The organism is Desulfovibrio mangrovi (assembly GCF_026230175.1).
Classification (GTDB): Bacteria; Desulfobacterota; Desulfovibrionia; order Desulfovibrionales; family Desulfovibrionaceae; genus Halodesulfovibrio; species Halodesulfovibrio mangrovi.
The window spans coordinates 1,773,390-1,784,378 of sequence record NZ_CP104208.1 but is presented as its reverse complement, the minus strand read 5'-3'; the positions used below and the strand labels follow the sequence as shown (position 1 = coordinate 1,784,378).

8 protein-coding genes are annotated in these 10,989 nt (G+C 57.9%); 5 read left to right on the top strand and 3 right to left on the bottom strand.

The annotated features are described in order from the left end of the window. Positions 1–15: 15 nt before the first annotated feature. The gene (locus N1030_RS08230; RefSeq protein ID WP_265828805.1) at positions 16–255 is read right to left on the bottom strand and encodes a hypothetical protein; all 240 of its coding nucleotides are present in this window, start codon (positions 253–255) and stop codon (positions 16–18) included. A 351-nt stretch (positions 256–606) separates the two neighbouring features. Here N1030_RS08230 and N1030_RS08225 point away from each other — a divergent pair, with 351 nt between their 5' ends. The 3 genes from N1030_RS08225 (at position 607) to N1030_RS08215 (ending at position 5,628) form a co-directional block, all read left to right on the top strand. Further along, entirely contained in the window at positions 607–1,833 is a 1,227-nt protein-coding gene (locus tag N1030_RS08225; protein WP_265828803.1) for an efflux RND transporter periplasmic adaptor subunit, read from the top strand. Then, complete coding sequence (locus tag N1030_RS08220; RefSeq protein ID WP_265828802.1) at positions 1,833–5,000, top strand: efflux RND transporter permease subunit; 3,168 nt, start codon at positions 1,833–1,835, stop codon at positions 4,998–5,000. Before N1030_RS08225 ends, N1030_RS08220 begins: the two co-directional genes overlap by 1 nt. Before the next feature lie 103 nt (positions 5,001–5,103). Continuing rightward, entirely contained in the window at positions 5,104–5,628 is a 525-nt protein-coding gene (locus tag N1030_RS08215) for a MarR family winged helix-turn-helix transcriptional regulator (protein WP_265828800.1), read from the top strand. A 263-nt stretch (positions 5,629–5,891) separates the two neighbouring features. Here N1030_RS08215 and N1030_RS08210 read toward each other — a convergent pair whose 3' ends face one another. Together N1030_RS08210 and N1030_RS08205 are read right to left on the bottom strand one after the other, a co-directional pair. Then, positions 5,892–6,761 carry an IS1595 family transposase gene (locus N1030_RS08210; RefSeq protein WP_265828799.1) on the bottom strand — a complete coding sequence of 290 codons (870 nt, stop codon included), beginning with the start codon at positions 6,759–6,761 and terminating at the stop codon, positions 5,892–5,894. A gap of 132 nt (positions 6,762–6,893) precedes the next feature. Continuing rightward, the gene (locus N1030_RS08205) at positions 6,894–7,514 is read right to left on the bottom strand and encodes a TlpA family protein disulfide reductase (protein WP_265828797.1); all 621 of its coding nucleotides are present in this window, start codon (positions 7,512–7,514) and stop codon (positions 6,894–6,896) included. 181 nt (positions 7,515–7,695) lie between these two features. Between N1030_RS08205 and N1030_RS08200 the strand changes: the two genes are divergently transcribed. Together N1030_RS08200 and N1030_RS08195 are read left to right on the top strand one after the other, a co-directional pair. After that, the gene (locus N1030_RS08200) at positions 7,696–8,979 is read left to right on the top strand and encodes an ABC transporter substrate-binding protein (RefSeq protein WP_420842833.1); all 1,284 of its coding nucleotides are present in this window, start codon (positions 7,696–7,698) and stop codon (positions 8,977–8,979) included. Beyond that, positions 8,976–10,973, top strand: a complete 1,998-nt coding sequence (locus N1030_RS08195) for an ATP-binding protein (RefSeq protein ID WP_265828795.1) — start codon at positions 8,976–8,978, stop codon at positions 10,971–10,973. The genes N1030_RS08200 and N1030_RS08195 overlap by 4 nt, the downstream gene beginning before the upstream one ends. Positions 10,974–10,989: the final 16 nt, after the last annotated feature.

Below are 10,989 nucleotides of genomic sequence, written 5' to 3'. Positions count from 1 at the left end.
TTGGGTGTTGCGTTCCTAGCGTCCCCGAATCTCGCGGCCCAGCGCCACGAGAAGCCCGAATCCGGCAACTGCGGGCAACGTCTCAGGACGCGTCGGGTGCAAGCCCGAAGGGTCCTGAAGCAGCACGGCCTTGCGCGGTGCCGGTACCCACTCGAGAAGAGCAGCGTGTGCGGCAACGGGGGCAAGGTCGTGTCCGAGTCCGGTAAAGGGGAGGCCGGAAGCCTCTCCGGTTGCGGGACGTAAAACTGTTTCCATAGTTCCTCTGTTTTCCCGTCCGGATCGGCAGCACCGCTGATCCGTTGGACGGGATTTTTCTATTAATGCACCAATAGCCCATTGGATGGAGCGATACAAAAAAGTTCACCTTCCTGTTTGAATGACACTATTTATACGCATATTGCCATTGATTTCAGGATTATATTCGAAGGTCTTAATATCTTCGTTCGGGTTTGACACAAGGCTGAACTGTGAAGCTGTGAAGAGTTGTAAAATGATTGTTTGATCACTTGACTTTAGGGCGGCGGTAATGCATGTGTCTCGAGCAATAATTAGCAGGCTAACAATTGTCTCAGACATAGTTTCGATCCCATTAGTTACGAGGTTCATATGAATGTGATTTCGCAAGCGTTCCGGATGATGTGCGTTGCCGCCGTGCTGTTTGTCCTTGCCGGGTGCAGTGAGGATAAGGACGCCGCGCAGGCTGCCCATGGTATGCCGCCCGCACCGGTGCAGGCTGTGGTCATGGAGCGCATGGATGTTCCGATTGATTATGAATACGTCGGGCAGACGGAAGGCGCCCGTTCCGTAGAGGTTCGCGCCCGCGTGCAGGGGTTGCTGCTCAAGCGTACCTATCGCGAAGGTTCCTATGTGCGCGAGGGGGATGTCCTTTTTTTGCTGGACCCCGAAAAGTATCGTGCCACCTCGGCTCAGGCTGGCGGCGAGCTTGCCAGTCTGCGCGCCAAGCTTGAACAGGCTCGTCTTGAATACAAGCGTGTGGCTGACCTGTACGCCCGTGGTGTTGTCAGCGCCAAGGAACGCGACGATGCGCTTGCCGCGTACGACTCCGGAAAGGCGGAAGTTGCTGCAGCCGAAGCAAAGCTGCAGGCGGATCAGCTGAATCTGGGGTATACGCAGGTGCGCGCCCCCATCTCCGGCATCACCAGCCAGGAGACCCGTTCGGAAGGCAGCCTGATTACCACCGACTCGGCTGGCAGCCTGCTGACCACCATTACCCAGCTTGATCCCCTCTATGTGAATTTCGCCATTCCCGGCACGGAGTCCATGCTCCTGCGCCGTATGGTGAACGAGGGCAGGGTGGTCATTCCCGCGAATGGCTATAACGTTCGGCTGAAGCTGGCCGACGGCAGCGTGTATGAAGAGACCGGCAAGATGACCTTCGAGGATCGTTACGTGGACCCCCAGACGGGTTCCATCCGCGCCCGTGCCGAGATCGTGAATCCCGACGCCCTTGTTCTGCCGGGCGAATTCGTGCGCGTGCGTCTTGAAGGCGCTTACTACAAGGATGCTCTTGTCATTCCCGAGCGTGCGGTTCTGTTCAGCCAGAAAGGCCCCATGGTCTATGTACTGGACGACAAGAACGTGGCGACCATCCGTCCTGTGAAGCTTGGGCAGACCCTTGAGAAGGGCATTGTTGTGGAAGGCGGCCTTGAGGCCGGAGAACGTATTGTTGTAGATGGCATCATGAAGGTGCGCCCCGGCGGAGCCGTTATGGTGCTGGGGGCCGACGGTAAGCCCGTGGCACAGAATGCGGCTCCCGCTGCCGTTGCCGAATCCGGCAATGCCGCTCATGCAGAAGAGGGGAGAGCCAACTGATGTTCTCCCGTTTTTTCATAACCCGTCCCATCTTCGCCACGGTGGTCTCGCTGGTCATCGTGCTGGCGGGCGCTCTGTCCATGCGCGTCCTGCCTGTGGCGGAGTTTCCGGAAATCGTGCCGCCTGAAGTAAGCGTCACGGCTTCCTATCCCGGTGCCAGCGCAGAGGTCATCGCGCAGACCGTTGCCGCGCCGCTCGAGCAGAAGATCAACGGCGTGGAAGACATGCTGTACATGCGCTCGGTCAACTCCGGCGACGGCACCCTGACCCTGACCGTGACCTTTGCGGTCGGTTCCGACCCCGACCAGAACACCATCAACGTGAACAACCGCGTGCAGGCGGCGCTTGCGTCTCTGCCTGCGGAAGTCCGCACTCTCGGCGTGACGGTGAGCAAGAAGTCTTCAAGTTTGCTGCAGGTTATCATGCTCTCTTCTGAAGATGGTCGTTATGACACCATCTTCATGAGCAACTACGCGCTGGTGAACGTTCTGGACGAACTGAAGCGCTTGCCCGGCGTGGGTGACGCCATGGTGTTCGGCGCGCAGGACTACGCCATGCGCGTGTGGCTCAAGCCGGACCGGCTTGCCCAGCTGGGGCTGACGCCTGCTGACATCGCCTCGGCCATTCAGGAGCAGAACGCCCAGTTCGCGGCGGGTGCCATCGGACGCGACCCGCTTTCCTCTCCCGTGGAGCTGAGCTACACCGTGACCACGCAGGGCCGCATGACCGATACTGAACAGTTCGGGAACATCATCCTGCGCGCCAATCAGGACGGCACCATTCTGCGCCTCAAGGATGTTGCACGGCTGGAACTGGGGGCGAACAGCTATTCGCTGCGCGCCAAGATGTCCGGTCGTCCGGCCGTGGCGCTGGGCATTTATCTGTCTCCCGGAGCCAACGCCCTTGAAGTGGGCGACCTTGTTACCGGCAAGATGCAGGAGCTGGCCAACCGTTTCCCGGATGGCATAGGGTACGCCATTCCCTACGATACCACGACGTTCGTGCGTATTTCCGTAGAGGAAGTGGTGCACACCCTGTTCGAGGCCTTCATCCTCGTTTTCGCCATCATCTACCTCTTCCTGCAAAACTGGCGCGCCACGGTCATTCCCTGTCTCGCCGTCCCCGTTTCGGTCATCGGTACCTTTGCGGGCATGTACCTGCTCGGGTTTTCCATCAATACGCTCACGCTCTTCGGCCTCGTGCTTGCCATCGGTATCGTTGTTGACGACGCCATCGTGGTTATCGAGAACGTGGAACGTATTATGACAACTGAGCACCTGCCGCCGCGCGAGGCCACCATCAAGGCCATGGGCGAAGTGTCCGGCGCGGTTGTGGCCATTGTGCTTGTGCTCTGCTCCGTGTTCATTCCCGTTGCCTTCATGGGCGGTCTGGCCGGTGAAATGTACAAGCAGTTCGCGGTCACCATTGCGGTTTCCGTTATCATTTCCGGTCTGGTGGCTCTGACGCTCACGCCTGCGCTGTGCGCTCTGCTGCTCAAGCCGGGGCATCCCACGGTCATCGCTCCGCTGCAGGCATTCAACCGCTTCTTTGACAGACTGACCGACGGTTACACCAGCGGCGTGCGTCTGCTGCTGCGTCGCGGCGCTCTGGCGCTGGTGCTGTTCGGCGGACTCATTGCGGCTACGTGGTCCCTGTTCCAGATCGTGCCCGGGCAGTTGGTGCCCAACGAGGACAAGGGCAATCTCATCGCCATGGCCATGCTGCCGGACGGGGCTTCCCTTTCCCGTACACAGGCGACCATGGACAAACTGGACGGCATCACCTCTTCCATTCCCGAAGTGCAGGACACCATCTCTCTGACGGGTCTTGACCTTATCTCCGGTACCAACAAGACCAACGCTGGTACCAGCTTCATTACGCTGAAGCCCTGGGCTGAGCGCAAGGGTGAGGGGCAATCCTCCTTCGATCTGGTGGGACAGGTGTTCAAGCGTGGATTCGGCGTGCTGGATGGGTTTATCCTTGCCTTCAACATGCCCCCCATATCCGGCATGAGTAACACCGGCGGTTTTGAAGGTTATTTGCAGAGCCGTGGCGGCGGCAGCCTTACCGACCTTGCGGACCAGACTGCAAAACTGGTGGCGGCGGCTTCCAAGCGCCCGGAGCTGGGGCAGATCAACACAACGTTCAGTGTGCGTTCTCCCCAGTTGAACATCCAGTTGGACCGTGAAAAGGCCAAAGCCATGGGAGTGCCGGTCAGCCGGGTGTTCCAGACCATGCAGGCCACCTTCGGTTCCTTCTACGTCAACGACTTCAACAAGCTTGGCCGTACCTTCCGCGTGCAGCTTCAGTCCGAATCGGATTATCGCAGCAGGCCGGAAGATCTGGGCAAGGTGTTTGTCCGTTCCGATAATGGCGACATGGTGCCGCTGCTGGCTTTGGTGAAGGTGGAACAGACCACCGGTCCCGAAGTGGTGGAGCGCTTCAACGTGTTCCCCGCGGCTAAGCTGGTTGGCGGTCCCGCCCCCGGATACAGCTCCGGTCAGGCGCTGGCAGCCATGGAAGAACTGGTTCGTGAAAACCTGTCCGAAGACTACACGTTGGCATGGACCGGTTCGGCATATCAGGAACGCGCCACGGGCGGCTCTTCTTCTCTCGTGTTCGTGCTCGGCCTGCTCATGGTGTTCCTGATCCTTGCCGCGCAGTATGAAAGTTGGAGCCTGCCTCTCTCGGTCATTCTGGTGGTGCCGTTTGCGCTCTTCGGGGCCATTCTGGCCAGCTGGTTACGGGGGCTTTCCAACGACGTGTACTTCCAGATTGCGCTGGTGACGCTGATAGGCCTTGCCTCCAAGAACGCCATTCTCATCGTGGAATTTGCCGTGCAACTGCACCGCGAAGGCATGAGTTACATGGCTGCTGCGGCAGAGGCGGCGCGTCTGCGCTTCCGTCCCATCATCATGACCTCGCTGGCCTTCGTGCTTGGCGTTGTGCCGCTGGCTATAAGCACCGGCGCAGGCGCAAACAGCCGACACTCCATCGGTACCAGCGTTATCGGCGGTATGCTGGCGGCAACCTTTATCGCCACGTTCTTCATTCCCGCTTTCTTCAGAGGTGTTTCGCTGCTTGCGAGTGGCAAGGCACGTGCTGAAGAACGCGAGCGGCTTGCTTCCGGTGAGCCGGAACGACAGGAAGAGTCCGCAGCGCACTAATCCGCTTGTTACGTGCCGCCCCTGAGCATGAGTAGAACGTGACAGGGGCGGCACTGTACTTTGCTGGTGCATGACGATATAGACGTCTGTTGAGGAGAGAAGGATGAAAGAAGGTACTTTGTCGGGGAAGAGGATTCGCCCCCGATACGGCAAAAGCAAACTGGGGCTGACTGTCAGCGAGATTTCCCGTGAATTGCGCTCTATCATTGATGCCCGGTTCAAGGAGCATGGGGTGAGCAGCGCCCGTTGGGTTGTGCTCTGGGCCTTGGAGGAACTGGGCGAGCCTGTTTCGCAGAAGCGCATTGCCAACCTGCTTGGCATTGAAAGCCCCACGCTGGTACGCATGCTGGATCGACTGGAAGAGGATGGACTGGTTCGCAGGAATCCTTCCGTCGAAGACAGGCGGGTCAAGCTTGTGGAACTGTGCGCCAAGGCCGAGCCGCTGCTGGAAGAGATGCACGCGTTGTTTCTGCAACTGGAAAAGGATCTTTATGTCGGTTTTTCCGAGGAAGAACTGATTCAGGCGCATAATGTCATGCTGAAGCTGCGTGACCGTGTGTTTGATCTGAGCGGCAAGACCCGTGAGGATGTCATTGATCACATTTCGCATCAGGGTAATCGTGGCTGACCGTGGTTAACCGGGGCTAACCGGGGCTGCCCATAGCTGGCTGTCGTGTGGCCGAAGGTGACGCCTTATGCAAAACGGTGCGGGGCCGCCGGAGTTATCTCCGGCGGCCCCGTTCGTTTTCAACGTATGTCATTGGCTGTTATCACTCTTCTGCCATCGCGTATGCATGAGAAACAGGGCAGAGGTGCGTCATGGTTCATGCGGATGGAGACTGTTCCTGCGACAGGCAGGAACGTTTTATCGAAGGGGGCGGGAGCACAAGACTAATATTCAGGTACGATATCGCACAGGTAGCGCGAGAGTATTTCAAACAGGTCGGCAGAGTCGTTGTTGAACCTGAATTCCAGTTCCTTCAGATAGAGCGGGAAACGTTGGGGGGTAATGCCTCTGAACAGTTTGAGGCGTTGCCCGGCGAAGGCCCAGAAGGAACCTTCCTCAAGGTGAACGGAGGCTTCGTTCTTGCGGATGTATTCGTAGGGAAGGGAATCGTCTCCGCAGAAAACCAGTGCATCATAGTGGCGGTAACGGTTCGTGTAGACGATGTTGCCTGCGCGGTGCATGGCCAGATGAAAACTGTGATTGAAGTGGAATACCGTTTCCGCCGCAATGCCGGAGACAATATCGATGAAAACCCATCCGTTTCGTTCCATGATGCCGAAGACGGGAATGGGCGGGCGACGGTTGTCCTTGGGGTCGCCGGTCAGCTTGCGGTTTTTGAGGTAGGCTCCGAGGCCGGTTTCAGGTCCGAACATCTGCGCTGCGTCAACGGCATGCGCCATGATGGCAAAGCGGATGGTGGTCACAGCCTTGTAAGCCGCGTTGTAGGAAAGCTCCAGCTCGGTGGACAGTTCGTGCACCGTGTATTCGCGGATGAACAGGTCCAGAACCCTGAGCCATGTCAGGGGCGAGAGGTTGCCATTGTTTATCCAGCGGCCGCTGAAGTCCTGAAATGTGTATTTGCACTCTGCACAGCGGTATCTGCCGCCGGAAAGCTCGTAATGCTTCTTCTCGCCGCAGCGGGGGCAGAAGCGTTCGTGCGAGGGCCAGCAATGGGAAAGCATGTACTCCCGCGCGTCCGACTCGGAGCGCAGGCCGTTCAGAATGGAAGATCTGCTGGCTGAGTGTTGAATCATTTTGCCTGTGTATCGTGTAGCATTACCTAGCGCAAGGGGGTTAGGGGCTGCTTGTCTGTACTGCTTTGCCGGAGTTTGCTGAGGCACCGGTCGCGTTTCCGTTTATTTGCGTAACCTCTCGCCGTCGTGCCGTCATTCTTGCGTTTTTTTCACTATCTGCATGACATTGTCGTAGAACTCTTTTGCCTTTCCCTGAATGGCACCTATGTGGGTGCCCAGCAGTTTCGGGCCGTCCGTGGTGTTTCGTACGACATAAAAGGTTGGTACAGGCGGAGAGAGCATCAGTCCGTGAAGAGCCAGAGAGGGGTCCGGAAACAGGGCGTAGGACAGGTTGTGCTTTTTGCGGAAACGTTTTGTAAGTGAACTGTCGTCTCCGGCAGCAATGCCGATGATGCGGATGGTGCCATCGGTCCCTGCGGGGCCGATGAGTTCCGCAAGTTCACGAAGGTCCGGTCCTTCAGCCTGACAGGGAGCGCAAAACCAGCTGTATATATTGATGATGATGAACTCTTCCTGCAGCTCCCCAAGTTGCACGGCCTTGGGCGGCAGTCCGTATTTCGCGGAATCCGCTATTGCGGGCAGCAGGAGGTTGGGAAAGGCTCTGGCGGCATCGGTGGATTCTCCGGCTTCGCCGGAAGTTCCGGTCTGGGGTGCTTCGGCAGCATTTTGCGCAGCCGTGGAGAGGCTGAACACGCCTGACGTAAGAAGCAGGAGCAGGGCCAGCAGGAGTGACAGAGGTGTCTTTCGGGTCATGGTACCTCGCAGGGGAACAGTTTCTTTTCCATCGTAGGCATTCCTGACGGACATGGCAATTGTCTTGTGCCTGAAAGAGCGGATGTGTTGCATTCTTGCCATACATTATCTGAGGATGTAGGAGTAATGCCTAAGCCTTAGGAGTGCTGCTTTGACAACTATGCTGCAACGTGTGCCTTTCGTGTTACGTCGAACATACGTGTTATTGTTCTGCTGCCTGGTCTGGCTTGTGCCGCCTGCCATGTTGACCGGTTGCGATGGCGGTGATGCCTATGAGTACGACGGGTATGCCGGCCAAGGCGTGACAGACTCGGAAATCCGGCTTGGTTCCTCCCTGCCGCTCACAGGGCATGCGAGCTATCTGGGCAAGCAGACCCTGCGCGGTGCCCTCAGTTACATCAAGTTTGTTAATGAAAACGGTGGGGTGCACGGGCGGCGGATTGTGCTGGATGCCCGGGACGACGGCTACGACCCGCCCCGCTGTCTGGCCAACACGCAGCAGCTCATGATCCACGGCAATATCTTTGCCCTGTTCGGCTATGTGGGAACCCCCACAACCATGAGAATTCTGCCGCTGGTGGAAGAGGCCCGTGTTCCGTTGCTGGGCATGTTCACGGGCGCGAACGGTCTTCGCATTCCCTTCAACCGGTATGTGATCAACGTGCGTGCCTCCTATTATCAGGAGACGGGGGCGGCGGTGCTGCATCTGGTGCAGGACCTGGGTCTCAAGCGCATTGCCGTGTTCTATCAGTATGACGCATATGGTTTTGACGGTCTGACCGGAGCAGAGCTGGTGCTCAGGGAGCTGGGCTTGGCTCCGGTTGCCCGAGGTTCCTATGTCCGGGGAACGAATGATGTGACGGATGGTCTCAAGCGCATTCTGGAAGAGCGCCCCGAGGCTGTGGTTATGGTCGGCACCTACGAGCCCTGTGCGGAATTCATACGCAGGGCCGACGCTGCCGGACTGAAGGCCGTGTTCTACAACCTTTCCTTTGTGGGGGGGGAAGAGCTGGTGCGTCGTTTGCCCCATGACCTGAAGAGTCCGGTTGTTCTGTCGCTGGTGGTGCCTCCGCCCACGGCACCTGAAGCCCCCCGCATCATGGAGGTTGCCAGCGATTACGTGGCACATCTGAAACGCTTTTTCCCCGACGAGATTCCCAACGCAGTAGGGCTGGAAGGATACATCAATGCCCTTGTGCTGGTGGAAGGATTGCGGCGTGCAGGGCCCGATCTCACACGGGAGGGTTTTATTGATGCCATAGAGACCATTTCGAACTTTTCGTTGGGCGGGGCGACCGAAATATCCTTCAGCCCTGAGGATCACCAGGGGATGGAGTCGGTTTTCTTCTCCGTGCTGCGTGACGGACGCTTCGAACTGGTGGATGATTTCCGTGCCGTGCTTGCGGAGTCTGATACCGCCGGCCAGGGTGGCGCAGCTTCTGCCGACCAGGGAGGAGCGCAATGATCCTCAAGGCGCTTGCCCGACTGAATCTCAAGAACAAGTTCTTCATTTCCATTCTCGCGGTGATCCTCATCATCAGTTGTGTGATCGCCCTGCTTGCCCGCTGGATTCTGGTTTCCGGCCTCACGCAGGAGCTCGAGTTGCGTGGCACGGCCGTGGCCCAGAGTATCGCGGCACGCGGCGGTACCTACCTGCTTGAGGACAACATTCCGGAGTTGCTGAGCCTTATTTTTGACGAAAAACAGCTGCGGGAACGCAAGCATCTTGTCGATTACATCTATGTGGAGAACGTGGATAAGCGGGTGCTCTGCCATACCTTCACCCGTCCTTTCCCCGATGAGTTGCCTGGCACCAACCCCCTGGGGGAAAGCGAACAGAAGAGCGTGCGTCTGGTAAGTCTGCTGGGGCATGAAGCCTATGACATTGCGGTGCCTGTCAAAGAGGGCCTTTACCGTATCGGCACGGTACATGTGGGATTGTCCAAGGAGCATATCGACAGCCTAGTGGCCAAGTTGCGCGTCATGTTTCTCGGGTTCATCTCCGCGGTCATCATCATCACGTTCTATATTTCGCACAGGTTGGCAGGATACATCACTGATCCGGTGGTGCGCCTGACGCGTATTTCCGATGACCTCTCGCGCGGAAGCTTTGATTCTTCAGGGATTCTCGATTTGCCGGACGGAAGGTGGAACATTACGGACTGTCCCGCTTTTTCCGATACGGACATGCCCTGCTGGCATTTTGACGACCAGCGCAAAGGGGAGCAGAAGAGGCCGGATGACAAGACCCTGCGCCGCTGCAAGGAATGCGTGTTCTATCGCAAGCACGAGGACGGGGACGAGGTGGCGACACTGACCGACTCCTTCCGCAACATGGTGTGGTCCATCCGCTTGTACCGCAGGCGGTTGAGCGAGTCTGAGAATACCTACCGCTCCCTGTTCAACAGCGGTCCCGATCCCATTTTCGTTGTGGATTGCACTACTCAGAAGGTGCTTGATGCCAACCCCCGTGCGGAAGAGGTCTACGGTTTCTCCCGTAACGAACTGGTGGGGATGGATTTTACAACTCTCGGCCCCGTGCAGACCCGCGAATGCATGATGCTGTTTGAGGGCGGCGGTGACGAGGCCGGCTGCGTGCGTACGCCTCGCGTGGTGCATCACCGCAAGAACGGGGTGCCCATGTTCGTGAATGTGAACGCCTGCCCCATCAGCTACCGGGGACGCCCCGCCATTATTGTGGCAGCAACGGACGTGACGGAGGTGGTGGAGAAGGATGCCCAGCTCATTCAGGCATCCAAGATGAAGTCGCTGGGTGAAATGTCTGCAGGCGTTGCGCATGAACTGAACCAGCCGCTCAATGCCATCCGCATGGGAAGCGATTTTCTGGCCATGTCACTGGAGCAGGGCGTAACCATTCATCCCGAGCACTTCAGGCAGGTGGTAACGGAGATGAGCGCGCAGGTGGATCGTGCTTCGGGCATCATCAATACCCTGCGTTCGTTTGGCCGCAAGGCGGATCTTTTTGATGAGGACGTGAACCTGAATGCAACGGTACAGGCCGTCACTTCGCTAATCAGCAGGCAATTCCTGTTACATCAGGTTGATATTAAGGTTGATCTTGCCACGGAGCTTCCTGTAATAACCGCTCAGGACAACCGTCTGCAGCAGGTGCTCTTCAACCTTGTGACCAACGCGCGCGATGCCATTATCGAGCGCCGCAAGGGTATGGAAAAGGCTGCGCGCGGGCTTATTGAGATTCGTACCTTTGTGGACCGGGAGCATGTCTGCCTGTCTGTGAGCGACAATGGCACCGGCATTCCGCAGCACGTGCTGGAGAAGGTGTTTGAACCCTTCTTCACCACCAAGGTTACCGGAGAGGGTATGGGTCTGGGGTTGGCCATCTCTTACGGGATAGTGCGCGACTACAAAGGGGATATAGGCATCAGAAGTCGTGAGGGCGAAGGAACGACCTTTACCTTGCGCTTTCCGAAAGCGTGATCCGGCCATGCGGGCA